The 22,967-nt window shown below is 72.6% G+C and carries 25 protein-coding genes; 8 read left to right on the forward strand and 17 right to left on the reverse strand.

Annotated elements, in window-relative coordinates; all coding sequences use genetic code 11:
- Positions 1 to 197: 197 nt before the first annotated feature.
- Positions 198 to 1,358 carry an FAD-dependent monooxygenase gene (locus tag IE245_RS15205; protein WP_189947596.1) on the reverse strand — a complete coding sequence of 387 codons (1,161 nt, stop codon included), beginning with the start codon at positions 1,356 to 1,358 and terminating at the stop codon, positions 198 to 200.
- An 82-nt stretch (positions 1,359 to 1,440) separates the two neighbouring features.
- Between IE245_RS15205 and IE245_RS15210 the strand changes: the two genes are divergently transcribed.
- The 4 genes from IE245_RS15210 (at position 1,441) to IE245_RS15225 (ending at position 3,886) form a co-directional block, all read left to right on the forward strand.
- A complete protein-coding gene (locus IE245_RS15210) occupies positions 1,441 to 2,001 on the forward strand; it encodes a TetR/AcrR family transcriptional regulator (RefSeq protein ID WP_189947598.1) in 561 nt (186 codons plus the stop codon).
- Positions 2,002 to 2,270: 269 nt separating this feature from the next.
- Positions 2,271 to 3,104, forward strand: a complete 834-nt coding sequence (locus tag IE245_RS37720) for a tetratricopeptide repeat protein (RefSeq protein WP_189947600.1) — start codon at positions 2,271 to 2,273, stop codon at positions 3,102 to 3,104.
- 78 nt (positions 3,105 to 3,182) lie between these two features.
- Positions 3,183 to 3,467 (forward strand): pyrimidine/purine nucleoside phosphorylase, encoded by a 285-nt coding sequence (gene ppnP / locus IE245_RS15220; protein ID WP_189947602.1) that lies wholly within the window; start codon positions 3,183 to 3,185, stop codon positions 3,465 to 3,467.
- A gap of 56 nt (positions 3,468 to 3,523) precedes the next feature.
- A complete protein-coding gene (locus IE245_RS15225) occupies positions 3,524 to 3,886 on the forward strand; it encodes a hypothetical protein (protein WP_189947604.1) in 363 nt (120 codons plus the stop codon).
- A gap of 569 nt (positions 3,887 to 4,455) precedes the next feature.
- On the opposite strand, the gene IE245_RS15230 is transcribed toward IE245_RS15225, so the two are convergent.
- From IE245_RS15230 to IE245_RS15245, 4 genes are all read right to left on the reverse strand, one after another.
- The gene (locus IE245_RS15230) at positions 4,456 to 5,616 is read right to left on the reverse strand and encodes a S1 family peptidase (RefSeq protein ID WP_189947606.1); all 1,161 of its coding nucleotides are present in this window, start codon (positions 5,614 to 5,616) and stop codon (positions 4,456 to 4,458) included.
- 119 nt (positions 5,617 to 5,735) lie between these two features.
- Positions 5,736 to 7,736, reverse strand: a complete 2,001-nt coding sequence (locus IE245_RS15235; protein WP_189947608.1) for a helix-turn-helix domain-containing protein — start codon at positions 7,734 to 7,736, stop codon at positions 5,736 to 5,738.
- A 91-nt stretch (positions 7,737 to 7,827) separates the two neighbouring features.
- A complete protein-coding gene (locus tag IE245_RS15240; RefSeq protein WP_189947610.1) occupies positions 7,828 to 9,213 on the reverse strand; it encodes an MFS transporter in 1,386 nt (461 codons plus the stop codon).
- A gap of 418 nt (positions 9,214 to 9,631) precedes the next feature.
- Positions 9,632 to 10,084, reverse strand: coding sequence for a tyrosine-type recombinase/integrase (locus tag IE245_RS15245; protein WP_189947612.1), 453 nt, complete (start codon positions 10,082 to 10,084; stop codon positions 9,632 to 9,634).
- Positions 10,085 to 10,363: 279 nt separating this feature from the next.
- On the opposite strand from IE245_RS15245, the gene IE245_RS15250 reads away from it, so the two are divergent.
- The gene (locus IE245_RS15250) at positions 10,364 to 10,522 is read left to right on the forward strand and encodes a hypothetical protein (protein WP_189947614.1); all 159 of its coding nucleotides are present in this window, start codon (positions 10,364 to 10,366) and stop codon (positions 10,520 to 10,522) included.
- A gap of 460 nt (positions 10,523 to 10,982) precedes the next feature.
- Here IE245_RS15250 and IE245_RS15255 read toward each other — a convergent pair whose 3' ends face one another.
- From IE245_RS15255 to IE245_RS15275, 5 genes are all read right to left on the reverse strand, one after another.
- A complete protein-coding gene (locus IE245_RS15255) occupies positions 10,983 to 11,390 on the reverse strand; it encodes a hypothetical protein (protein ID WP_189947616.1) in 408 nt (135 codons plus the stop codon).
- Positions 11,377 to 11,823 carry a hypothetical protein gene (locus IE245_RS15260; RefSeq protein ID WP_189947618.1) on the reverse strand — a complete coding sequence of 149 codons (447 nt, stop codon included), beginning with the start codon at positions 11,821 to 11,823 and terminating at the stop codon, positions 11,377 to 11,379. Before IE245_RS15260 ends, IE245_RS15255 begins: the two co-directional genes overlap by 14 nt.
- Positions 11,823 to 13,052 carry an NRAMP family divalent metal transporter gene (locus IE245_RS15265; protein WP_189947626.1) on the reverse strand — a complete coding sequence of 410 codons (1,230 nt, stop codon included), beginning with the start codon at positions 13,050 to 13,052 and terminating at the stop codon, positions 11,823 to 11,825. The genes IE245_RS15260 and IE245_RS15265 overlap by 1 nt, the downstream gene beginning before the upstream one ends.
- Positions 13,049 to 13,477, reverse strand: a complete 429-nt coding sequence (locus tag IE245_RS15270) for a hypothetical protein (protein WP_189947628.1) — start codon at positions 13,475 to 13,477, stop codon at positions 13,049 to 13,051. The genes IE245_RS15265 and IE245_RS15270 overlap by 4 nt, the downstream gene beginning before the upstream one ends.
- Positions 13,478 to 13,734: 257 nt before the next feature.
- The gene (locus IE245_RS15275; RefSeq protein ID WP_373305331.1) at positions 13,735 to 14,190 is read right to left on the reverse strand and encodes a DUF6328 family protein; all 456 of its coding nucleotides are present in this window, start codon (positions 14,188 to 14,190) and stop codon (positions 13,735 to 13,737) included.
- Between the two features lie 373 nt (positions 14,191 to 14,563).
- On the opposite strand from IE245_RS15275, the gene IE245_RS15280 reads away from it, so the two are divergent.
- On the forward strand, positions 14,564 to 14,890 hold the full coding sequence (locus IE245_RS15280) for a plasmid stabilization protein (protein WP_189947630.1): 327 nt from the start codon (positions 14,564 to 14,566) through the stop codon (positions 14,888 to 14,890).
- Between the two features lie 474 nt (positions 14,891 to 15,364).
- On the opposite strand, the gene IE245_RS15285 is transcribed toward IE245_RS15280, so the two are convergent.
- From IE245_RS15285 to IE245_RS15315, 7 genes are all read right to left on the reverse strand, one after another.
- Entirely contained in the window at positions 15,365 to 15,643 is a 279-nt protein-coding gene (locus IE245_RS15285; RefSeq protein WP_189947632.1) for a hypothetical protein, read from the reverse strand.
- A gap of 280 nt (positions 15,644 to 15,923) precedes the next feature.
- The gene (locus IE245_RS15290; protein WP_189947635.1) at positions 15,924 to 16,271 is read right to left on the reverse strand and encodes a DUF3140 domain-containing protein; all 348 of its coding nucleotides are present in this window, start codon (positions 16,269 to 16,271) and stop codon (positions 15,924 to 15,926) included.
- Between the two features lie 21 nt (positions 16,272 to 16,292).
- Positions 16,293 to 16,643 (reverse strand): DUF2795 domain-containing protein, encoded by a 351-nt coding sequence (locus IE245_RS15295; RefSeq protein WP_189947637.1) that lies wholly within the window; start codon positions 16,641 to 16,643, stop codon positions 16,293 to 16,295.
- A gap of 19 nt (positions 16,644 to 16,662) precedes the next feature.
- On the reverse strand, positions 16,663 to 17,820 hold the full coding sequence (locus IE245_RS15300) for a baeRF2 domain-containing protein (protein WP_189947639.1): 1,158 nt from the start codon (positions 17,818 to 17,820) through the stop codon (positions 16,663 to 16,665).
- A 178-nt stretch (positions 17,821 to 17,998) separates the two neighbouring features.
- Positions 17,999 to 18,199 carry a hypothetical protein gene (locus IE245_RS15305; RefSeq protein WP_189947641.1) on the reverse strand — a complete coding sequence of 67 codons (201 nt, stop codon included), beginning with the start codon at positions 18,197 to 18,199 and terminating at the stop codon, positions 17,999 to 18,001.
- 111 nt (positions 18,200 to 18,310) lie between these two features.
- Positions 18,311 to 19,609, reverse strand: coding sequence for a zinc-dependent alcohol dehydrogenase (locus IE245_RS15310; RefSeq protein WP_189947649.1), 1,299 nt, complete (start codon positions 19,607 to 19,609; stop codon positions 18,311 to 18,313).
- A gap of 7 nt (positions 19,610 to 19,616) precedes the next feature.
- The gene (locus IE245_RS15315; protein WP_189947651.1) at positions 19,617 to 19,862 is read right to left on the reverse strand and encodes a hypothetical protein; all 246 of its coding nucleotides are present in this window, start codon (positions 19,860 to 19,862) and stop codon (positions 19,617 to 19,619) included.
- A 342-nt stretch (positions 19,863 to 20,204) separates the two neighbouring features.
- Here IE245_RS15315 and IE245_RS15320 point away from each other — a divergent pair, with 342 nt between their 5' ends.
- Entirely contained in the window at positions 20,205 to 21,167 is a 963-nt protein-coding gene (locus IE245_RS15320) for an NAD-dependent epimerase/dehydratase family protein (RefSeq protein WP_189947653.1), read from the forward strand.
- Between the two features lie 144 nt (positions 21,168 to 21,311).
- Entirely contained in the window at positions 21,312 to 22,967 is a 1,656-nt protein-coding gene (locus IE245_RS15325; RefSeq protein ID WP_189947655.1) for a carbamoyltransferase family protein, read from the forward strand.

Here is a 22,967-nt window from a genome sequence, read left to right on the forward strand (position 1 = left end):
AGCGGAACGGGGAACACCCGGTGGAACGTTCCGGCGGGGGCGGGGTTGCGGTGGAGACCGTGAACTCACCTGGACGGATGGAGTCGGGAGGTGGCCGGAGCGGGCCGGAACGCGGGGCAGGACGCCTCGGCGGAGGCCGCGGCGCACGCGTCGAGGCGGGGCTCGGTGCCGGAGCGCGCCCCCGCCTCGGGGGGCGGTCAGTGCAGTCGGGGCGGTGTCCAGGCGTGGTGGCGCAGGATCATGCGCGTCGCGGTGCGGGACGGGGTGAGGCGCATCGCCGTGTTGCGCAGGGTGACGGCCAGGGGGTGGGAGAGCTGCTGGCCCATCCGCCCGGCCTGGCGGGCGGCCCGGGCGACCGCCTGGCTGCGGGGCCGCCGCTCGGCGTCGTAGCGGGCGAGGGCGGCGTCCGTGGTGGGCGCGGTGGCGAGCGCCGCGGCGAGGGTGACCGCGTCCTCCAATGCCTGGCAGGCGCCCTGCCCGAGGTTGGGGGTCATGGCGTGGGCCGCGTCGCCGAGCAGGGCGATGCGGCCGACCGCGTACGAGGGGAGCGGCGTGCGGAGTTCGCCGATGTCGTGGTGGAGCACCGCGTCGGGCCGGGTCGCGTCGAGCAGCGCGGGGATCGGGTCGTGCCAGTCGTGGAACCGTCGGCGCAGTTCGGCCAGGGGGTCGGGGAAGCGCGTGCCGGCGGGAAGGGTGAGGACGGCGTGCCATTCGGCCCGTCCGTCGTGGAAGGCGATGTGGCCGAATTCGGCCCCTCGCCCCCAGGTCAGTTCGAAGTCGGTGCGGAGGTCGACCGTTTCCTCCGTGAGGGCGCGGAGCACGGTCGAACCGCTGTGGACCGGGCCCGGGTGGGCCGGGAAGAGCCCGCTGCGGATCCTGCTGCCGATGCCGTCGGCGGCCACCACCAGGTCCGCCTCCCATGCCTCCCCCCGGCCGTCTTCCACGCGCACCGTGCCGGGCGCGGTCTGCCGGACCGAGCCGGCGTCGAAGCCGATCAGCAGGGCGTCCGGGGGCAGGGCCTCGCGCAGCAGCCGATGGAGGGTGGCGCGCGGGATGCCCACGATCGGCGCGCCGACCGCCTTCTCCAGGAGCGCGCCGTCCATCCGCGTGAGCCAGCCGCCGGCCGGTGTGCGGGTGCCGCCGCTGTACTGGCCTCGCGCGGCGCTCCTGACGGCCTCGCCGACCCCCAGTTCGTCCAGCGCCCGGATGCCGTTGGCGGCCAGGGAGATGCCCGCGCCCGCGTCCTGGAGCACCGGCGCGCGCTCGACGACCCGTACCTCCCATCCGATCCGGCGCAGGCCGATCGCGGCGGCGAGCCCGCCGATGCCGCCTCCGACCACCACTGCCGTGCCGCCCATGCCGCCTCCCCGGTCTTCTACATCTGTAGAAAGAGACTCTAGCGACTCTTCCGCCGCGCTTCTACGGGTGTAGAAAGGGGGCATGACTCCGGACCGGCGCACCCTCCTCGCGGACGCGGCACTCGACGTACTCGCCGACGAGGGGATCCGCGGCCTCACCCATCGGGCCGTCGACCGCCGGGCCGCGCTGCCGTCCGGCACCACGTCGGCGTACTTCCGTACCCGCGCGGCCCTGTTCACCGCCCTCGTCACCCGCCTGGTCCGGCTCGACCAGGAGGAGCTCCGGACGACGGCCGAACGGCTGCCGCCCCTGCGCACCGCCGAGGAACTGGTGGACGGCCTGGTGACGCTCACCCGGCAGCGGCTCGGCGGCGAGGGCCGCCGCCGGTCGCTCGCCCGCTACGCCTGCGCCGTCGAGAGCGTGCGCGACCCGGAGCTGCGCGAGATCCTCGTCCCCCGGGAGAACCCCGGCCGCCAGGCCGTCCGGACGTTCCTCGCCGACCGGGGCGTGAACGACGTCGAGAACCGCACGCACACCCTGCTGACCTGCGTCGACGGCCTGGTCTTCGACCGCCTGGTGAACGGCGGCGGCGAGGTGCCGCGCGAGGCCCTCGAAGGCCTCGTCGCCGCGGCCCTCCGCTAGGCCGTTTCTTTCGGATCAGGCCGGATCAGGGAGCGGCGTCTGGTGCGTGCGCTCGCAAGGCGGAGGAGGGAGTCCATGCGGAGCATCGGCGACTGACGACAACGCGGTGAGCGTGCGTGCCAGACGCCGCGAGCCCGGCGTGATCCGAAAGAAACGGCCTAGGCGTTCGGAAGGCCGTCGTGCCGCGTCCCGCGCGACCGGATGTGCCCGCCCTGCCGTCTCGGGGCCGCTGGGGGGGCGGGGCGGTGCTCCCCTATAGCCTTCCGAGCATGGGAGATCTGGACGTCGGGCGGAACGCGGCCGCGGCGGGTGACTGGACGGCCGCCGGGCACGCCTTCGTGCGGGCGGCGATGGACGGCAGCGAGGAGGGAGCCGAACTCGCCATGGGAGTGACGGGCGAACTCGCCCGGCTCGCCGACGCGGGCTCGGCGGACGCGGCGGCGCTGCTCGCCGGGATCCTCCTGGAGTACGCGGACGAGTCCGCGCTGCCCGCGGCCGTGGCGCGTGCCCGCGCGGCGGCCGAGGCGGGCCACCCGGCCGGACAGCGCACGTATGGCCACCTGCTGGCGAGCGGCCTCGGGGTCCCGGAGGACCTGGACGGCGCCGAGAGGCTGTTCCGGGCGGCGGCGGAGGCCGGCGACCCGTACGCGGCGTTGAACCTCGGCCGGCTCTCCGACGACGTCGACGAGTCCCTGGCCCTGCTGCGCACGGCCGCGCAGCAGGGCATCGACGTCGCCGGCGCGGTCCTCGCCGACCGGCTGTCCTCCCTGGACCGGGACGAGGAGGCCCTCCACTGGTACGTGTGGGCCGCCGAGCGCGGCCACACCGGCGCCATGAACGCCGCCGCCTGCTGGTACCGCGACGGCTTCGGCACCGCGCCGGACCCGGTGCAGGCGGTCCGCTGGTTCCTCGCGATGCTCGCGTACGGGAACGGGGACGGCGTCCACGAGGCCATCGGGCTCGTACGCGGGGGCGCACTGGACGAGGAAGGCGTCCGTACGGCCGGCCGGCTGGCCGGGGACCCGGCGGCGGCCGGGAGCCTGCTGCCGTTCCTGCCCCGGGTTCTCTCGGCGGAGGACGTGTCAGGCCCAGGTCAGGAGTGACGCGAAGGGGCCGCTAGGCTGCAGCGGCCGGCGCGTTCAGCCGGTGTCCAGCCCTGCTCGGCTTCCTGGAGGACGCCCATGTTCAAGGTCAACGAGTACTTCGACGGGACGGTCAAGTCCCTCGCCTTCACGGGCGCCGAGGGACCGGCGACGGTCGGCGTCATGGCACCTGGCGACTACGAATTCGGCACCGGCAAGCGGGAGATCATGCACGTCGTCAGCGGCGCCCTGACCGTGAAGCTGCCCGGCTCCGACGACTGGCGGACCTTCGGCGCCGGCGAGAAGTTCGACGTCCCCGCCGACAGCACGTTCCAGCTCAAGGTCGCCGAGGAGACCGCCTACCTCTGCGAGTACCGCGACTAGGACGCGACCAGGAACCGCCCGGCACCGAAGCGGGAACGGCGCGTAGGGTGCCCGTCATGCACAGCACGCTGACGGGGCACGCCCGGTGCCTGTACGGCGACGAGTACTCCCCCGCCCCCGAGTGCGACCGCGACCACCGGGAGTTCCTCTTCGTCGAACGGCTGACCTTCGCCGGCGCCGACGAGATCCACGCCATGCTGCGCGAGCTCTGCCCCCACGTCGTCGACGGCCGCCTGCCCGTCTGGGTCCGGAACCTCGCCTACCGGCTGTTGCTCCTGCAACGGCCGGACGAGCCGGCGCTCCTGCGGGAGGCGGCCGAGAACCTGTGGCTGCACGGGCCGGACTGGGACGACATCGCGGCGGACCTCACGGTGCGCGCGGACGCCCTCGAAGCGGAGCGCTCGCGCCCGGAGCCGTAGGCGGGGCGTCGACACGGCGGTGCAGGCGGGGGCGTCGGTACCCGTGGTGCCGTCGGTGGCGTGGGAAGCTTCCGCTCCGGATGGCTGGGGTGGTGCGACGCGTTCTGCCGGTTCGGCCGGTTCGCGGGAGGGGAGCGCGGGGACGACCGAGGTCGAGGAGTGCTTCGACGGTCCGGACGCGGCCTCGCGGGACGCCTTCCGGCGGATCCGGGCGATCGCGCCGGGCGCGGAGGACGGACGGAGCCACGGCACGGCGGCCCTGCGGCACGGCGGCGAACCGCTCCTCAGGTTCCGGGCCGGCAGGGAGCACGTGAGCGCCTTCCCCTTCATCCCGGAGGCGGTCGACGCGGTACGGGAACGGCCTGCCGGTTTCGGCCTGTCGAAGGGAACCGCCCGCTTCACCGCCGACCACCCCTCCCCGACGACGCCTTCGCCGATCTCGTCCGCCGCCGTCCGGCCGAGGTCGCGGGCCGAACCACCGACCCGCGAACCCGGCGTCGGGGCCGGCGGATTCGCCGGCCCCGACGGTCCTCGACGGCCTTGAGCTGACCCGGTGGCCTTGGCCGGGCTCAGGCCGTGTGCAGGCGCAGCCCGTAGCGGGCCAGGATCTCGTTGACCGGCTGGAACCACGTCTCGCCGCCGGTGGAGCAGTTGCCCCAGCCGCCGGAGGTGACGCCCTGGGCCTGGTCACCGCTCAGGAACGAGCCGCCGGAGTCGCCGCCCTCGGCGCAGACGCTGGTCTTGGTCATCTGGTGCACCGCGCCCTGGCTGTAGTTGACCGTCTGGTTCTTGGCCAGGACGGTGCCGCAGTGCCAGCGCGTGGTCGAGCCCGAGCGGCAGATCGACGCGCCGACCGGCGCCTCGGCGGAGCCGCGTACGAGCTGGTCGGGGACGGTGCCCCAGCCGAGGACGACGGGTACGGTCCACCAGCCGCTGTGGATCGAGACGTACGCGTAGTCGTCGCCGGGGAACGACGAGCCCTGGAACGTGCCCATGGCGGAGCCGTCCCAGCCGCGCACGGCCGCGCCGGCCCGGCCGCAGTGACCGGCCGTCACGAAGCCCCCGTGCACGGAGAAGCCGATGGAGCAGCGGACGTTGCCGGTGTAGTACGGGTCGCCGCCCACGGTGCCGGCCGCGTAGGTGCGGGGCGCCTCGGCCGTCTCGGCGACGGTCACGAGGCCGGTGGCGCGGGCCCGGTCGAGGAAGGCCCGCACGGCGGGGGTGTGCCGTTCGTCGCGGACGACGTCGACCACGACGCTGTTGGCCTTCGGGTCGACGTGCCAGCCGGCCACTCCGGCGGGGGCGCGGAGGCCGTCGAGGCGGGCCTTGGCGCGGTCGAGGGCGGCGGCGCTGTGGCGGACCAGGCGGGTGTCGGCGCCCAGCGCCCGTACCGCGGGTTCCTTGGCGCGGTCGGTGACGGCGACGACGAGCCGGCCGGCCGCCGGGTCGAACCACGAGCCGCCGTAGGCGGCGCCCGCGCGCTGCCGGGCGGTGCCCTCCACCTCGGCGGCCGCCTTCTCGGCGCGCAGCCGCTCCTCGGCCTGCGCCGCGGTGAGCCCGAGGTCCTGTCGCATGGCGTCGAGGAGCCCGGCGGACGCCGACGGCGGCGGCGCGGCGGGCTCCGGGTGCGGGGCGGCGGTCGCCGAGGCCGCGCCGAGGCCGACGGTCAGGAGCAGGGCGCCGAGGGCGGCGCCGAGGGAGGTGGAGCGCAGGGGGGTGGTGCGTTTCACGGAACCTCCTGGTGTGGGGGAAGCAAACGCTGAGAGCGCTCTCAGAGCGCTCTCCGGTTACGGTAGCGGGCTTCATTTGTCAGGTCCATACCAGGAGCGGGCCGGGGCGGCGCCCCTCGTCAGACGCGCCCGTCGGTCACCGGCCCGGAGGTCCCCCGGGACAGTCGGTGCAGGCGCAGAGCCAGGTGGATCTCCAGGGCGCTGTCGGGTGTGTTCCAGTCGGGGCCGAGGAGACGGGCGACACGGTCGAGGCGCTGCACGACCGTGTTGACGTGGACGTGGAGGGCGTCCTTGGCGCGGGCGAGGCTCGCGCCCTGGTCGTAGTACGCGTACAGGGTGCGGACCAGTTCGGTGCCGCGTTCGGCGTCGTAGGCGAGGACCGGGCCGAGGACGCGGTCGACGTACGCGGTGATGTCGGCGCGGTCGCCGAGCAGGACGCCGACGAAGCCGAGGGCGGCGGCGTCGGCGCCCTCCCCGGTGCGGCCGAGGGCGTGGAGCGCGGTGAGGCAGCGGAGGGCCTCGGCGTGGAGGACCGCGTGGCGGTCCGGGCCGGTGCCGGGGCCCGCCGTGCCCACGGTGACGGGCGCGCCGACGCCCCGGGCGAGGCCCGCGGCGAGCGCGTCGGCGAGGGGCCCGGCCTCGTCGCACGGGACGAGCAGGACGGTGCGGCCCCGGCGGCTGCCCGCCAGGCCGCCGAGCCGGCGCGCCGCGCGGCCGGCCTCCGCGGCGAGCCGGGAACGCAGCGCGGGTTCGCAGTCGACGACCGCGACGGCGTGGGGGCGGGCGAGGTCCACGCCGAGGCGCCGGGCGCGCAGGGCGAGGCTGCCCGGGTCCCAGTGGGCCGAGGAGGCGGGACCCGCGAGCAGGTCGTCGAGGAGTTCGCCGCGTACCCGGTCCTCGGTCTCGGCGACCGAGCGGCGGACCAGCAGCAGCATCGCCGTGACGAGCGCCGACCGTTCGAACAGTCGCCGGTCCGCCTCGGAGAGGTCCTCGCGCCCGGTCAGCACGATGCTGCCGAGGGGTTCGGCGCCGGCGAGGACGGCGCAGGTCCAGACGCCGCCGGCGCGTACCGCCCGGCCTTCCGTGCGCGAGGCCGCCAGGCTCGCGGCGGCGGGCGTCACCGGCTCGGTGCCGATCCGGGCGAGTTCGCTGCCGTCGGTGTCGTGGACCGCCACTCCCCCGCCGAGCAGCACGGCGATCTCGGCGGCCACCTCGTCGGTGCCGGCGCCGCGCAGCACCAGCTTGGAGAGCCGGTCGTGGGCGTCGGACGCCAGGTGGAGGGCCTCGCCGTGGGCGCGGGCGGTCGCGTTGGCGGCTTCGAGCCGGGCGAGGGCGGTGCGGGTCTCCTCCAGGCGGCGGGCGCTGTCGATGGCGACGGCGGCGTGGTCGGCGAGCGAGGCGAGGAGGGCGATGGCGTCCGGGGTGAACTCGCGCGGGGAGCGGTCGGCCGCGAAGAGGACCCCGATGATCTCCTCGCCCAGCCGGAGCGGGACGCCGAGGATGCCGCGGAGGCCCTCCTCGGCGACTCCGTCGTCGATCGGCCCGGTGTGCCGGTAGCGGTGGTCGGTGCGGTAGTCGGTGCTCGCGTACGGCCGGGCGGTCTGCGCGACGAGACCGCCCAGGCCCTCCCCCATGCCGAGCCGCAGCTGCTGGAAGGCGGCCGAGACGGACCCTTCGGTGACCCGCATGAACGTGTCGTGGGCGGCCGGGTCGTTCAGCGTCAGATAGGCGACGTCCGAGCCGAGCAGCGTACGGGCCCGCCGGACGATGGCCCGCAGCACCGCGTCGAGGTCCCGCAGGCCCGCCAGGTCGCCGGCCGTGTCGTACAGGGCGACCAACTCGGCTTCCCTGCGCCGGTACTGGTCGAGCACCCGCCGCACCGCGAGCGCGGCCCCGGTGGTCTCCTCGATCCACGCCACGTCCTCCGGAGCGGCCCCGGCGGCCCGTGCCCCGGCGGCCTGCGCGGCGAGCTCCTCGCCGGGCGCACCGGCCGCCAGGAGGTCGAGGAGGCGACGGGCGGCCGCTTCGGTGGGCGACGGCGTACGGGACCCGGGAGGAGACGGCGTACGGGACTCGGCGGAAGACGGCGTACGGGGCTCGATGCGCCGGCCGGCGGTCATGGGGCCTCCTCGCGGCCGGGTGGGTGAGGGGACGGACAGGCCCGGCCGCCGTCATCAGCGCGAGATGACGGCGGCCGGGGCGGCGCGGGCGCTACGCGCGGTCACCGACAGCGGTGGCGGTGGTCGCGGGGGCCGCCGCGGCCGGTTCGTCCCGGTGGTTGCGGGTGAGGTCGCGTCCGAGCGTCTCGCGGGTGACGGCGACGGTGATGGTGGTGATCACGGCGGCCGCGCAGAGGTAGACGCTGATGGGCGTGGAGCTGCCGTAGTCCTTGAGGAGTTCGACCGCGATGATGGGGGCGAGGGCTCCGGCGAGGATCGATGCCAGCTGGGAGCCCATGGAGGCGCCCGAGTAGCGGACCTTGGTGTCGAACATCTCGGAGATGAAGGCGGCCTGCGGCCCGTACATCGCGCCGTGCAGCAGCAGACCGGCCGTGACGGCCAGGGTGATGACGAGGAACGACTTCGAGTCGACGAGGCCGAAGAAGACGAACGCCCAGATCGCCATGCCTCCCGAGCCGATCAGCGTGACCGGGCGCCGGCCGAGGCGGTCGGAGAGCGCGCCCCACAGCGGGATGGTGACGAAGTGGACGGCCGAGCCGATCAGGACGGCGTTCAGGGCGGTGCTCTTCGGCAGCTCCAGGTGGACGGTGACGTACACGAGGAGGAAGGAGGTGAGGATGTAGTACGAGATGTTCTCGCCGAAGCGGGTGCCGATGGCCGACAGTACCTCGCGCCAGCTGCGCCGGAAGACCTCGACGACCGGTGCCTCCTCCTTGGCGCCCGCCGCGGCCGCCGCCTCCGCCTTGGCCTGCGCCTCCAGGAACACGGGGGACTCGGAGACCGAGACGCGGATCCACAGGCCGATCATGACGAGCAGTCCGGAGAGCAGGAACGGGATGCGCCAGCCCCAGGACTGGAAGGCGGCGTCCGACTGGACGGCGGCCAGCAGGGACAGGACGCCGGTGGCGAGCAGGTTGCCGCCGGGGGCGCCGGCCTGCGGCCAGGACGCCCAGAAGCCGCGGTTCTTGTCGCCGCCGTGCTCGGAGACGATCAGGACGGCTCCGCCCCACTCGCCGCCGAGGGCGAAGCCCTGGACGAGCCGCAGCAGCGTCAGCAGGATCGGCGCCCACACGCCGATCGTCTCGTACGTAGGCAGCAGGCCCATCGCGAAGGTCGCGCCGCCCATCATCAGGAGGCTGAGCACCAGCAGCTTCTTGCGGCCGATCTTGTCGCCGAAGTGGCCGAAGACGATGCCGCCGAGCGGGCGGGCGGCGAACCCGATGGCGTACGTGACGAAGGCGATCAGGGTGCCCACGAGCGGGTCGGCGCTGGGGAAGAACAGGGTGTTGAAGACGAGGGCGGCGGCCGAGCCGTAGAGAAAGAAGTCGTACCACTCGATGGTGGTGCCGATCAGGCTGGCGGCGACGATCCGCTTGATGGATCCAGGCGGCGTGGGAGCGTGTGTTGCGGCGGCCATGTGCACCACTTCCGAGCAGGTGATGGGGACGTGTTCGTGTCGCCACACCGTAGAAACCGGCTGGTCACGCGTGTATGTGGCTGCACACCATAGTTCGGCGGCCGAAGGTGCGGGCGGCCACCATGCGGAGGCCCTCCGAGACGGTCGAACACATTCCGGATAGGGGTTTGCACACGCCACAGGAGGGCGTCAGATATGGCTGTTTCTGCCTCAGTTTGACGACGGGGTTCTCACTACGGTGCTGGTTTGGTGCTGACCTGAAACCCCACGTCAGCACCCCTGCGCACCTCTCCCGTGCTGGTTCGGTGCTGACTACGGAGCGTTGAACTCGGGCATTCGGCCACGGATCGGGTGGCGAGGGGTGAGCAGACACGTGAGGCCGACAGTCCTCGTCGAGGACTGTCGGCCTCACGTCTCATCAGGCGGCCGGGACGAGCGCGTCGAACTCCAGAGGCAGAGTCAGTTCGGCCTCCCGGGTGAAGACAGCGTCCATGAGGTTCCTCAGCCGCTCCGGCGCGTCGGGCATGACGTGCGCGTACGTCTCGAACGTGATGCGAGGGTCACGGTGCCCCAGCCACTCGGCCATGTCCGACACGGGCACACCCTCGGAAAGACCGGCCGAGGCGAAGAAGTGCCGCAGCCAGTGCGGCGTGATCTTCCTGGTGATGCCGGCGGCCTTCCTGGCGCCACGCCAGAGACGGTCGACGAGCGAGCACATGAGGATGTTCGTGCGCCCGACGTCGGAGAACACGTCATCACCCCTGAGCCGGTTCGACCCCTCCTCCACACGGAAGGTGCCGTACACCCTGACGTGTTTCTTCACCTTGGCGGCGATGGAGGCGGGCAGCGGGACGGCGCGGCCTTCGTCCATGTCGCGCCATTTCAGGTGCCGGACACAGTGGGCCCGCCCCCGCCCCTTGGTGATCGCCTTCTACCGGGCGGTCTTCGGCTTCTCGTTCTCGCCGTCCTGGGTGACCTGCCGGTCCACATAGAGCATGCCCGCCTCGAAGTCGAACTGCTGCAGCGTCACGGCACTCGCCTCACCGATACGCAACCCGCAGCCGACCATCAGCCACACCAACAGCTTCTCATACTCCAGCCGTAGATCGTGATCATGGATACCAAGACCGCTCATCGGTAGCCTGCGCGTGTGGCTGAGACCTGGGACGAAGTGCAGCTGATCGCGGACGGCTTCGAGCGCGTGTACGACGAGTTGACGTGGTACAGCGGGCCGCACGCCGGCCTTGGGGATATCGACGGCAAGCCGCACTACTTCCAGGGCGACGACTGGGATGAGGCCGACGAGTAACGCGTCTGACCCGCGAGCGACGCCACGGTGGAGCTGGAGCGCGAGCAGTGGGCGACCTTCGCCAGGCGGAACGAATGCCGTGGGACCGGGACGGTGGAGCCAGAGATCACCCGGGCCAGGGCGAGATCGACGCCCGTTACGACGAGCTGGCCCTGGTGCTGGCGCAGTACTCTCAGGCGCCGATCGACTCTCGCGCTGGATCGTCCAGGTCCACGCAGCCAATCTGCCCCGTCTACACGCCTCCGCCCCAGTCACGCACCAGCTCGTAAGTCACGCACCTACTACGGCCGCAAACGCCGCGAGGGAAAACATCACATCGCCGCCCTCATCGCCCTGCCCCGGGGTCGCATCGGCTCCTCTTCGCCATGCTCCGGGGCGGCGCCTCTTACCAACCGCCCACCCCGGCAACGGCTTGACGAAAACCTTGAAGGCACCTTCTCCGGTCAAAGGCACGACGCGGTCATCCGGCTCCTGAACCGGGCGATGGCGTGGTGTTCCAGCCATGATGGACGTCTGTCAGCGGGACCAGTTCCGCACCCGGCACGACCAGCAGTACGGTTCCCAGGTCGCCGAGCCGGTCGGGCGGCTCATGAGCGGCCACGACCGGCCAGGGCGCCCAGCGGGCGCCGCGGGCGGCCCTGCGGGCCAGGCGCGCCAGCGGCCAGGGCCCGTCGACGGGCCGGTGGTCGTAGGCGATCAGCCGGGCACGGACGCGGGTGGCCACGACGAGGCCCTCGACCTTCAGCACGGTATCCGCCGAAGCCCCGTCCGGGGCCGGGTGCTCGCGCAGCCGTACGTCGCTGACGTGCCCGATCTCCCGGCCGTCGCGGTCCCGTACGCGGGCTCCCATCAGATCAGCCAGACGCATGGTCGGCCCCCGGAAGTCGTCCGATGACGTTCTCGCGCGTCCAGTCCTCCAGCGCGTGCACCCCGACGTTCTCCTCGGGCAGGTCGACGCGGACCACCGCACCGATGCCGGTGACACGGCCGAAGTCCAGCCGGGCCGGGCCCTCGCCCTCGCCGACGCTCAGGCGCCGCTGCACCGCCGCGAGCCACCGGGCCGTCTTCCCGCCCAGACGCGGCGCGAGCGCGGCCGGCCCGACGAACACGGCGGTGACCCGCGGAGGGCCGTCGGGGTCCAGTTCCAGTTCCAGGTCGTCGACCTTGCACACCGGCCGGTCGTCCCCGTCGACGACCTGCCGGTCCAGGAGGTGGAAACGGGCGCTGTACGCGCGTCCCGCCCACCGTGCCTCCGGCCCGGTCCGGGTCTCCTCGCGCGCGTCCGCCTCTTCGTCCGGCATCACAGACCTGCCTTCGTCGCGATCATCAGCGGGATGGCGGCCACCGCCGCCATCAGGACGACGACGAGGTACAGGCCGCCCATGAGGTTGGCGAACCTGCCGTTCCTCGCCTCGCCCATGTACTCGGGGTCGTTCGCCACCACGAGGATGGGCAGATAGGTCAGCGGCAGCGCGACCGCCGCGAAGACCAGGGAGTACTCGGTGACCATGACCGGATCGACCCCGGTGAGGACCAGCGTCATGCCCGCCAGCAGGGCCACGATCACCACGGCGTGGAACCGCGACGCCGTCCGCGGAGCGGCGGTCTTGCCCCAGGTCCAGCCGAAGTACTGCGCCACCGTGTAGCCCGAGGAGAGCGCCGTCTCCAGCGCCGCGCCGAACGTCGCCGCGAAGACGCCGATCAGCACGAGCCCGAGCCCGAGCTTGCCCAGCGCGTACCCCACCGGGAGCACCACCTGGGACAGGTGCTCCACCGCGATCCCCGCCGGATGCAGCAGCAGCGCCGCCGCCGCCATGATCGACAGGGCGAGGAACCCGCCGAGGGGAAAGCCGAGGAAGACGTTGATCCGGGCCGTGATCAGGTCCTTGCGCTTCCACTTCTCCTCGATGCCGCCGGAGGAGAAGAAGAACACCTCGTACGGGGTCATGGCGCTCGCGAACAGGGCGATGGCGTAGTAGAAGTACGTCGGCAGGCCCTCGCCGCCGGGCACCTCGGGGTGCGTGACCCGTTCGAGCACCGAGCCCCAGGCCGGGTCGAGCCGGTAGACGGCGACCACGAAGACCACCAGGGCGAGACCGGCCAGGCCGAAGACCCGTTCCATGGTCTCGAACCGGGTCCGCCAGATCACCAGCCAGACCGCGAAGCCCACCAGCGGGACCCACAGCAGGTGGGCCACGGAGCTGATCAGCTCGATGGCGAGCGCCACACCGGCGAGTTCCGCCGCCAGGGTCAGCCCCGTGACGAGGAGCGAGCCCACCAGGTTGGCCAGGGCCGTCCGCGGCCCCAGCCGCTCGCGGACCAGGTCGAAGGTGGGGCGCCCGGCGACGGCGGCGACCCGGCCGGCCATCTCCGCGTATACGCAGATGCCGACCACGCCGACGAGGAGCACCCAGACCAGGGAGAAGCCGAACCGGGCGCCCACGAGGGAAGCGGCGACGAGGTCGCCGATGTCCACGAAGCCGCCGATCGCAGTCAGGATGCCGAGGGTGACGGCCAGGAGGCGTTTCACGACGACATCTCCTCCTCGAACCCTTCCAGCCGCTCGGCTGCCTCGCGCAGGTCCCCGGTGTGCTCCGCCAGTTCGCGGACCTCGCCGCGGCGGGCCCGGATCCGTACCTCCGCCAACGCGTCCGCCGCTTCGTCGAGGAGGGGGCCGAGGCGTTCGCGCACGGTGTCGGCCGTCTCGCCCGGCGGCTGCCGGGACTCGAACGTCCCCTGGGCGGCCAGCAGGTCGGTCTCCGCCTCGCCGAGCAGCACCGACACGTACGGGCCGGTCAGCCGGCCCCTTCTCGCCGCTTCCACCGCCAGCCGGGCGGTGGAAACTGCAGAGGCCGCCGCCTCGGCGGTGTTGGCCGCCTTGCGCCGGTAGTCCTCGTCCGTACGGGAGGGTCCCGCGCACCCGGCCACCGCCGCCACGGCCACGAGCGCCATCACCCCGGCGGCCGTCGGCCGCCGCCCTCGTAGGCGCACCGGCCGGTTCACCGGCCCCTCAGCACGAAGTAGGCGCCCACGGCGAGCAACAGCCCGAGCTGCGCCCATGCCGCGAGGAGTACCAGACCCTGGTTCACAGAACCCACCCCACCATAGACAAAGGAGCTGATCTCGTACCCGTACGTGGGGAGGTAAACGTGTCGGCATCCGCCGCGCCCCGGCCCCGAGGACCGACGCCACCGGTACGGGACAGCGCCGGCTCAGCGCCGGGACATGCGATGGGCACGGTGTCGCGCCCACAGTGGTATGCCGAACCACCAGACCGCGACCCACATCGCCATAACGCCGACCAGCCAGAACGCCAGGGTGTCGTGCAACGCCACCCGCAGGATGAGCAGAAAGACCATCACCATGGTGCAGAAGAGCAACAACAGCCCGACGAGGGTCATGCGGGAGGCGATGGTGACGGTCTGCGGCTTGAAGTCCTTGCCGGAGACCAGGCGGTGCAGCGAGACGGGGCCCACCAGGGCGCCGACCGTGGCCGCGCCGAATCCCACCGTGATCGCGAAGATCGCGTGGTCGATGTCGTTCAGCTCGGCGAAACGGAGCTGGAAGACCACGGCCGGCAGGAAACCGAACAGGATCTGCATCCCCGTCTGGGCCACCCGCAACTCCTGTAGGAGCTCGCCCCAGCGGCGGTCCGCCCGCTCGTCCACGGTTTCGTCCCGCCCGTCCGGCCTCACGTCCTGGCCACGCCCCGCCATCGGCCTGTCGCGGTTCGCCCGGAGGGGCTTTTCCTCGTCGCTGTCCGTTTCTATGGGCGCCGTGCCCCGCCCCCGGCTTTTCATGTTCGCGACAAGAAGTTCACCGCTACCGCTTGCTCGGCGGGTTTCGGCGAAAGCCGCGGGTCAGCGGCCTCACAGGTCCTGAGAAGAACGTCCCCCGCTCCTCGTTCGGTCGCCGTCCGTTCGCGCGACTCGGGGACTTCACATGGGATGGGAGTGGTGCCGAATGAGGCGCCGGCCGCCGGGTAGCCGGACAGGCACATGCGGCCGAACGGGCCGCGCTCCCCTCGGAAAAGGAAGCATGATGCCGGCAGGATCGAACGCGAAGCGCGAGCGCCAGTACGAGCACATCAAGGAAGGCGCCGAAAAGCGCGGTGCCTCCGAGAAGCGGGCGAAGGAACTCGCCGCGCGAACCGTGAACAAGGAACGAGCCCGTTCCGGCGAGTCCGCCACCGCGAGCAAGACCTCCACACGGGACAAGAAGTCCGCATCGCAGCGCGGCGGAGAGCGCTCGCACAGCGGCTCCCAGGGACCGACGAAGGACCAGCTCTACGCCGAGGCGAAGAAGCGCGGGGTCGAGGGCCGCTCGTCCATGAACAAGCAGGAGCTCAAGAAGGCCTTGGGCCGCTGAGTTCCGAGCGACGTGGAACCACGGTCCTGATCGGCGCTGACGGAGACCTCGACGCGGCGGTCGGCCCGGTACTCCAGCGGACGCTGGACGGGTCACCGCTCATGAGCGCTTCCTTCTGATCGATATGCACGGTGTCGTGCTCATGGACTTCAGCGGCCTGCTGCGCCTTTCGGACCTGCGTCGACGCGCAGAGTGCCTGGCCTGCGGGCACTGGCAGTCGACTGGCGGACACAACCGCAGCAGCTCATGGCACAGGCCGTCAGGATGCCCGGGCAGGACTCGCTCACCGGCGAGCGCTGGACACTGGCCGGCTTCCGCCGCCTGCTCGAGGAACGCGCGTGCCTTGGCCTCAGGCCGGGAGGGGGCGTCAGGCCGGCTGCGCCAGACCGGATCCAGCGCTGGCACCGCTTCGCCGCTCTGCGCGTCCGTGAGCTTGTGTCCGAGCAGGCCGGTGGAGGACGAACCCGCTGCCGATCATGCCGCTGCGGGTGTGACCGGCGAGGCGACGGACGCAGGGCCGACAACGGACAGGGGCGCATCAAGGTATTCGCACAGTCGCCGAGTACGAGCGATGACGCTGAATGAGGCAGGCGAGGGATCGACTACCGCTAGCTGCACCTGTACCCGCTGCGGCCGCCGCTCGAGCAGGAGTGCCTCGATCTGCAGGGCGGCGGCCGCACGGTCGGCGACACCAAGGTCATGCGGGAACGACAGATGCAGAACGCGGCCTTCAACTGAGTGCCTGATGATCATGCCGACCGCCTTCCCCCTTCGGAACCGCGCCTCATCGGCATGAACATGCCCTACGGGCCTCCTGAAAAACCGCCGAGGCAAGCAGGTCTTTCCATGCAAGCGGCATCACCGTCACTCGGCGCTGGAACGCCTCGCACCAGTCCAATTCGAACAAAGACTGACTGCCTCACACGCGCGTTGTCATCCTCCATACGCCCCCGAGATCGACCGCAGCATGATGCATGTCCCTCTCCCCGGAATTTCGCTCAAGCGGCGGAGGCGCGACGTCGCCGTCAGGCTCTCAGGTGGTCGATTCCGAGGGCGGCTTGAGCGGATCGTGGCCGATGTCCATGAGGGCGTGCCGCCATGGCCCATCGCCCGCCTCCGGCTCCAGCTCGGGCTTGCGCTGCGCCCGGACGGTATCGATGACCTCCTGCATCACCTCGACGTCCGCTTCGGTGAGGTCGCCGGGGCGTTTGGCGAGGATGGCGAGTACGCGGCGGCCGGTCTCATGCCCGGCGTGCGGTGGCGGCTGTTCGGTGTTCTCGTCCGCCGCCTGGGTCCGCAGCCAGTCCCCCAGTTCACGTGACGTCATGTTGACGACGGAGTGAAACTCGTTCCACGTCTCTTCGGTAACCGCCGATGTCATCGGGGTCTCCTCCCTCCTCGCTTACGCGGCGAGGTCGTCGAGGGCGCGAGCCACCTCGGCGGGCGTCTCGTACCGGCCGTCCTGCGGGAGCCGTCGCACCGCGTCCACCAGCTCTCCGGGGGCGTGCTCCTCCTCCAGCGCGGTGAGCAGGCTCCGCGCGTCGGTGGGGAAGGCCGAGCGCTGGGTGTGACGCGCGATCTCGGCCTGGAGGCTGCCGGACGCTCCCGCGGCCGCCGGGTCATCGTCGGCCGGCGGCTCGGGGTCGTGGAAGTCCTCCGCGTGGGTCGACTGGCCCGACGCGAGATAACCCTGGAGTTCGTGCTTCATTTCCTCGTCGCGGCGGGGGCCCGCCGCATTGCTGCCACGCTGCATGATCCTTGAACCTTTCTCGTCAACGCCGTTCCGCCGCTGCCTTCTCCTCGTCGCTCCGGGGCCACCGGAGCAGCGCGCCCACTCCGCCCGCCGGCGTGCCGTCCCCCTCGCCGTCGCCCGGGAGGACGACCGCTTCCCCGCCGGCGGCCGCCGTGCTGAGCAGCAAAGCGTCGTCCGCCCTCGCCGTGCGGGGGTCGCCGGCGCCGAGCAGCTGCGCCTCGGAGCGTCGTACGGCCATCTGGTCGGGCCCGTCTCCCACCCAGACCTCGCGGTTCAGGTCCGGGCCGGTGCCCAGGAGCAGGAGGGTGTCGATGCGGTGCTCCTGAGCTGCCTCGACGACGGCGGGTACACCTTCGACGGCCGCGTCCGGGCGGCCGGAGGCGTTGCGGCCGGCGCGGAACCTGTCGAGGACGGCCTCGGTCCGCCGTGCGGCGTGGTCCATGCGCGCCGCCTGGACGTCGGCCATCAGGTGGGCACTGTCCGCTCCCGCCGCCCGGCCGCCGTGCTCGCTGATCGTCGTGACGTCGCGCAATTCGGCGGGCAGCGCATCGCGTACGGCGTGGCACTCCCGTGCTCCGCCGGCCAGCACGATCACCTCGGCGCCGACCGATCCGCAGGTGCGGGCGATCTCCTCGGCGACGAGCGCCGCGTTCTCTTCCCAGGTGTTCTCGACCGACGCGTCGAAATGCTTCACCGACCAGTCGCCGGCCGAGGCGCGGTGCAGCGGCCAGTCGCGGCCCTCCACCTCGCCCAGGTCCCTGCCCCGGCCGACGTCGTGCAGTTCGAGGTCGGCGCCCGACCGGTCGACGCGTGCGACGAGGCAGGCGGGTTCCTGCCCGGAGAGTTCCAGCAGGGGGGACAGGTGCGGCAGGGCGGACCACGTGGCGTCGGGGCGCCCGGGTTCGTGGGTGAGCGGGCACTCCAGGACGACGCGCCCCTCCGAGGCGAAGAGCGCCAGAGACCGGTGCTCGGCGTCGGGTGACGAGCGCTCGAGGGCCGTCCGTACCGCGTCCACCGTCCCGTCGTCGGCGCCCTGCTCCTCGAGGGACCGGCACAGCTCCCGCCAGGACAGTTCCCGGCGCGTCGCGCTCGCCTCGTCGGCCGAGCCCATGGTGACGTACACGCTCGCCCAAGGCCCCTTCCCGGTGGTCACAGGTTCCAGGAAGTCCAGTTTCACGATGCCTCACTCCTTGTACTCACAGTGGTTGGGGCGCCCCGGTGCCGTCGGCCGTTCCGTCACCGCGCGGGGCCCGTCGGCGGCCGACAGGCCCGCGCCCGAAGGCTTCCTCCCCATCGGCGTGCCTGCCGACGACACCCGGCCTCTCCTCACGGCTCGCGGCCGGCCGTGCCTCGGGTCATTCGGCCTTCTTCGGCCTCTCGCCCTTCGGCCCCAGGCCGCGCTCGGTCCGTGGACCCCCGCTCCGCCACCGCGGGTCCTCCTGCAGCGACTCGTTGGCCCGGTCGTTCGCCTTCGCGTCCGGTACGCCCGCGTCTTCGGCGTCCTTGCGCGACCTGGCGCGTCGGGTGTCGTACTTCTTGCTTCCCGGCTCGGGCATCGCAGGTCACTCCCATCAGCTCGTCATCGCTTGCCGTCGCCTGGCGCGTGCCCGACACCCTTGGGGCAAAACAGGACATACATGCTTTTCTGGCTCGGGCAGGGTGAGGAGTCAGCCGCTGGTCCCCTCGTGGGAGCCGGCGGTGGTGGCGGCTCCGGTGCCGGCCTCCTCGCCCATGCCCGGTGCGACGGCCCCCCGATCGTCGAAACCGAGAGCGACCTTGGTCCAGCCCGCTTCCCTGCGGTCGAAGGCCCGGTACGCGGCGATGGCGTCCTCGGGGCCGGACCAGCGGGTGACGAGGGGGGTCGGGTCGAGGGCGCCGGAGCCGACCAGGGAGACGAGGTGGGGCAGGTAGCGGCGGTGGTGGCAGTTGCCCGCCTTCAGCGTGAGGTTCTTCATGAACGCCTCGCCGAACGGGTAGTGCTGGACCTGCGGCGGATAGACCCCGACCGTGCCGACCGTTCCGGCCTTGGCGGCCATCTGCACCGACCAGCGGGCCGCGAGGGACGGCGCGTCCCCGACCACCCAGGCGTCCCCGTCGGGGTTCTGCTCCGGCGCCGCCTCGGCGCGTTCGTGGGCGAACTGCTCCGCCTGGTCGCCCAGTGCCTCGGCCGCCGGGCCGCGCGAAGGGCGCTGGGCGTCCACGCCCACCGCGTCGATCACGCGGTCCGCGCCGATGCCCCCGGTGAGGTCGAGCACGGCTTCGACCGGGTCCTCACCGTTGAAGTCCACGGTCTCCGCGTGCTGGTACCGGGCCAGGTCCAGCCGGTCGGCGACCCCGTCGACCACGATGATCCGGCCCGCACCCTGCAGCCGGGCGCAGGCGATGGCCGCCTGACCCACGGGCCCGGCTCCCACGATCACGACCGTGTCGCCGTCCCCCACCTCGGCGAGCTCAGCGCCGAACCAGGCCGTCGGGTAGATATCGGACAGGAGGACGGCCTGGTTGTCGTCCACGGTGTCGGGCAGGGGGACGAGTCCCACCTGCGCGAAGGGCACCCGGGCGTACTCGGCCTGGAGTCCGTCCAGGCCGCCGGCCGCTTCCGGGCCGCCGAAGAAGACGGTGCCCGCCCGCCGGCCGCCCGGATGGGCGTTGTCGCACTGCGCGTGGTAGCCGGCGCGGCAGTAACTGCACACGCCGCACGCCACCGTCGACGGCACGACCACGCGGTCGCCGGCCCGGAGGTTGCGCACTCCGGGCCCCACCTCCTCGACGACGCCTACGGCCTCGTGGCCGAGGATCCGGCCCTCCTTCATGCCGGGCATCGTGCCGCGGACGAAGTGGAGGTCGGTTCCGCAGATCGCGGAGGTGGTGATGCGCACGATCGCGTCGTACGGGTCCTGGATCCTGGGCTCCGGCACATCGTCCAGGCGTATGTCGCCGATGCCGTGCCACACGACTGCCTTCATGGGGACGTCAGCCTCCCATGCGGGCGCTCAGGAGCCGCTTGCCGAGTTCGGCGCCCTTGCGGCTGTCGGCCTGGGCCTTGCGGAAGAGTTCGGCGACCTCGTCGTCGTTCTCGCGTTCCGCGTCCTGGATGTACGTCTCCAGCCGCAGGGCGTTGGCCAGACAGCTCTCGACGTACCAGATGAGGTTGTAGTCCTTGTCCTTGGTGCCGGTGATCCCGCCGGACTCGGTGCCGCCGGCCGTTCCGTCCGCCATGGTGCCTCCTCGGTCGTTCCGTCTCGGGGCCGCCGGGGCGGCCCGCGCCCTGGGCCGGTGTACCGGGCCCATGGCTGGCCGGTACCCGACGTTCCGCCCCGTATGCGGAGATTCGCGCCGACGCCGCCCCCGTCACGGCCACAGCCGGTCCGGACCGCGTCCGGGACCGCGAGGTCACTCCGCGTGTTCACCCGGATGCCCTCCCGCTCGAGCGTCGTGGCGTGCCCTTCGGCAGGCTGAGGGCATCCTGCGGGCTGTCCCCAGGTGCGAGGCGACGCGGTGGGAAGCACCGGCCCCCGCCCTGTGCCCCGCGCCTTCCCTCCCCTCTGTGAGGAGATCACCATGGGCCCTCTCGCGTCACGAACCTGGGAGCACGCCGTCGTCACCGGGGGCTCCGGCTTCGTCGGCTCGCACCTGTGCTCCGCCCTGATCGCGGCCGGCACCGCGGTCACCTGCGTCGACGACTTCAGCACCGGGCGGCCCGCGAACGTGGAGCACCTGGTGGGCCGGCCCGGTTTCACCCTCCAGGAGGCGAACGTCTCGCGGCCCTTCACCGTGGAACGGCCGCCCGACCTCGTCCTCCACCTCGCCTCGCCCGCCTCCCCGGCCGACTACCTCCGGCTCCCCCTGCACACGCTGGAGGCCGGCAGCCTCGGCACCCGCAACGCGCTGGAGCTCGCACACCGCAGCGAGGCCCGGTTCCTCCTCGCCTCCACCTCCGAGGTGTACGGCGACCCGCAGGAGCATCCGCAGAACGAGCGGTACTGGGGCCACGTCAACCCCGTCGGTCCGAGGAGCGTCTACGACGAGGCGAAGCGCTTCGGTGAGGCGTTCACCACGGCCCACGGCACGGCACTCGGCACCGACACCTGTGTGGTGCGGCTGTTCAACACGTACGGTCCGCGCATGAGGGGGCACGACGGGCGAGCCGTGCCGACCTTCATCCGGCAGGCCCTGGCGGGCGACCCGCTCACCGTCACGGGCGACGGGCTGCAGACCCGGTCGCTCTGCTACGTCGACGACACGGTCGCGGGCATCCTCGCGGCCGCCGCGCACGGCATGCCGGGGCCGGTGAACCTCGGCAACCCCGCCGAGCTGACCATGCTGGACCTCGCCCGGTGGATCATCGAACTGACCGGCTCCGACTCGGAGATCGGTTTCGTGGAGCGTCCGACGGACGACCCCGCCGTGCGCTGTCCCGACATCACCCTGGCCCGGGACAAGCTCCAGTGGGAGCCGCAGGTGGCGGCCGAGGAAGGACTGCGCCGCACCATCGACTGGTTCCGCGCCCACCCCGGCAACTGACCCCGGGACAAGCCGGCCGCCGGTCCCGTGAGCCGTCTCCGACCGTCGCCGCGTCCGTCTCCGACCGCCGCCGAAGCGGGCCGCGCACGTCCGCGCACCGCCGTCGACGACCCTGCCCGTCCCCGCCGAAAGGCCCGTACCGCCATGCGTATTCTCGGCATCAACGCGCTCTTCCACGATCCCTCCGCCGCGCTCGTCGTCGACGGCCGTACCGTCGCCGCCGCGGAGGAGGAACGGTTCTCGCGCCGCAAGCACGGAAAGCGGCCCGTCCCCTTCTCCGCCTGGGAGCTCCCCGAGCAGGCCGCCGCCTGGTGCCTGCGCCGCGCGGGTCTGCGCCCGCAGGACCTGGACGCCGTCGCGTACTCCTACGATCCGGCACTCGCCCTGCCCGCCGACGAGCTGGGCCTCCACGACCCGTGGGACCACCTGCGGCAGACGTACGCCCGCGAGGCACCGGGTTTCCTCGCCACGGCCCTCCCCGGTCTCGACCCGGCCCTCGTGCGGTTCGTGCCCCACCACATGGCGCACGCGGCCTCGGGCGCCTTCGCCGCCGACGGCGCGGACAGCAGCTCCGTCCTGGTCCTCGACGGGCGCGGCGAGCGCGCCTCCCACCTGGCGGCGCGTCGCACCGGCAGCCGCCTCGAACCGCTGTACGCGCAGGACCTCCCGCACTCGCTGGGGCTCGTGTACGAGGAACTCACCGACCACCTCGGCTTCCTGAGGTCGTCGGACGAGTTCAAGGTGATGGCCCTGGCCTCGCACGGCACCCCGCGCATGCTGGCCGAACTGAGGCGGTACGTGCACCCGACCGGTGACGGAGGCTTCCGTGCGACCGGCGTCCCCTGGCACGAGTTCTGCCCGCCCCGGGGCGCGGACGAGCCGTGGACCGCCGCGCACGCGGACGTCGCCGCCAGCGCCCAGGCCGTACTGGAGGAGACGCTGCTCGACCTCGCGCGCTGGCTGCACGGACGCACCCACGACTCCGTCCTCACCCTGGCCGGAGGCGTCGCCCTCAACTGCGTCGCCAACTCCCGCATCGCCCGCGAAGGCCCGTTCGCGCGGGTCTGGGTGCAGCCCGCGGCCGGCGACGCCGGTACGGCCCTCGGCTCGGCGCTGCTCCTCGCCGCCGGAGCGGGGGACGAGCCGGAACCGATGACCGGCGCCGACCTCGGCCGCGACTGGTCCGACGCGGAGATCGGCGCCTGGCTCAAGACGGCCGGAGTCCCCTTCGAACGCCCGGCGGACATCGCCGCGACCGTCGCCGAGGCCCTCGCCGACAACGCCGTCGTCGCCTGGTTCCAGGGGCGCTCCGAGTACGGGCCGCGGGCCCTGGGGCACCGGTCGCTCCTGGCCCACCCCGGCCACGCGGGCAACCTGGAACGGCTCAACGACGTCAAGGGCCGGGAGCAGTTCCGGCCCGTCGCGCCCATGGTGCTCGCCGAGCGGGCGGCCGAGATCTTCGACGGCCCCCTGCCCAGCCCGTACATGCTCTTCGTCCACGACGTGGCCCCCGACTGGCGCGAGCGGATCCCGGCCGTCGTCCACGTCGACGGCACGGCCCGCATCCAGACCGTCGACGCGGAACGGGAACCGCTGGTGGCGCGCATGCTCACCGAGTTCGAGCGGCGTACCGGACTGCCGGTGGTCGTCAACACCAGCCTGAACACGGCGGGCCGGCCCATGGTGGACGACCCCAGGGACGCGCTGGAGTGCTTCGGCTCGTCCCCCGTGGACCTGCTGGCCATCGGGCCCTTCGCCGTGCGACGGGGCCCGCTGTACCACGACGGACAGGGAGGGTGA

Source organism: Streptomyces roseolus, from assembly GCF_014649855.1.
Classification (GTDB): Bacteria; Actinomycetota; Actinomycetes; order Streptomycetales; family Streptomycetaceae; genus Streptomyces; species Streptomyces roseolus.

Excerpts from the sequence above, each read along its gene's own strand:
- IE245_RS15205 (WP_189947596.1), bottom strand. The coding sequence starts at position 1,358 with ATGGGCGGCACGGCAGTGGTGGTCGGAGGCGGCATCGGCGGGCTCGCC.
- IE245_RS15210 (WP_189947598.1), top strand. The coding sequence starts at position 1,441 with ATGACTCCGGACCGGCGCACCCTCCTCGCGGACGCGGCACTCGACGTA.
- IE245_RS37720 (WP_189947600.1), top strand. The coding sequence starts at position 2,271 with ATGGGAGATCTGGACGTCGGGCGGAACGCGGCCGCGGCGGGTGACTGG.
- ppnP (WP_189947602.1), top strand. The coding sequence starts at position 3,183 with ATGTTCAAGGTCAACGAGTACTTCGACGGGACGGTCAAGTCCCTCGCC.
- IE245_RS15225 (WP_189947604.1), top strand. The coding sequence starts at position 3,524 with ATGCACAGCACGCTGACGGGGCACGCCCGGTGCCTGTACGGCGACGAG.
- IE245_RS15235 (WP_189947608.1), bottom strand. The coding sequence starts at position 7,736 with ATGACCGCCGGCCGGCGCATCGAGCCCCGTACGCCGTCTTCCGCCGAG.
- IE245_RS15240 (WP_189947610.1), bottom strand. The coding sequence starts at position 9,213 with ATGGCCGCCGCAACACACGCTCCCACGCCGCCTGGATCCATCAAGCGG.
- IE245_RS15245 (WP_189947612.1), bottom strand. The coding sequence starts at position 10,084 with ATGGACGAAGGCCGCGCCGTCCCGCTGCCCGCCTCCATCGCCGCCAAG.
- IE245_RS15255 (WP_189947616.1), bottom strand. The coding sequence starts at position 11,390 with ATGCGTCTGGCTGATCTGATGGGAGCCCGCGTACGGGACCGCGACGGC.
- IE245_RS15260 (WP_189947618.1), bottom strand. The coding sequence starts at position 11,823 with ATGCCGGACGAAGAGGCGGACGCGCGCGAGGAGACCCGGACCGGGCCG.
- IE245_RS15280 (WP_189947630.1), top strand. The coding sequence starts at position 14,564 with ATGCCGGCAGGATCGAACGCGAAGCGCGAGCGCCAGTACGAGCACATC.
- IE245_RS15285 (WP_189947632.1), bottom strand. The coding sequence starts at position 15,643 with ATGATCATCAGGCACTCAGTTGAAGGCCGCGTTCTGCATCTGTCGTTC.
- IE245_RS15290 (WP_189947635.1), bottom strand. The coding sequence starts at position 16,271 with ATGACATCGGCGGTTACCGAAGAGACGTGGAACGAGTTTCACTCCGTC.
- IE245_RS15295 (WP_189947637.1), bottom strand. The coding sequence starts at position 16,643 with ATGCAGCGTGGCAGCAATGCGGCGGGCCCCCGCCGCGACGAGGAAATG.
- IE245_RS15305 (WP_189947641.1), bottom strand. The coding sequence starts at position 18,199 with ATGCCCGAGCCGGGAAGCAAGAAGTACGACACCCGACGCGCCAGGTCG.
- IE245_RS15310 (WP_189947649.1), bottom strand. The coding sequence starts at position 19,609 with ATGAAGGCAGTCGTGTGGCACGGCATCGGCGACATACGCCTGGACGAT.
- IE245_RS15315 (WP_189947651.1), bottom strand. The coding sequence starts at position 19,862 with ATGGCGGACGGAACGGCCGGCGGCACCGAGTCCGGCGGGATCACCGGC.
- IE245_RS15320 (WP_189947653.1), top strand. The coding sequence starts at position 20,205 with ATGGGCCCTCTCGCGTCACGAACCTGGGAGCACGCCGTCGTCACCGGG.
- IE245_RS15325 (WP_189947655.1), top strand. The coding sequence starts at position 21,312 with ATGCGTATTCTCGGCATCAACGCGCTCTTCCACGATCCCTCCGCCGCG.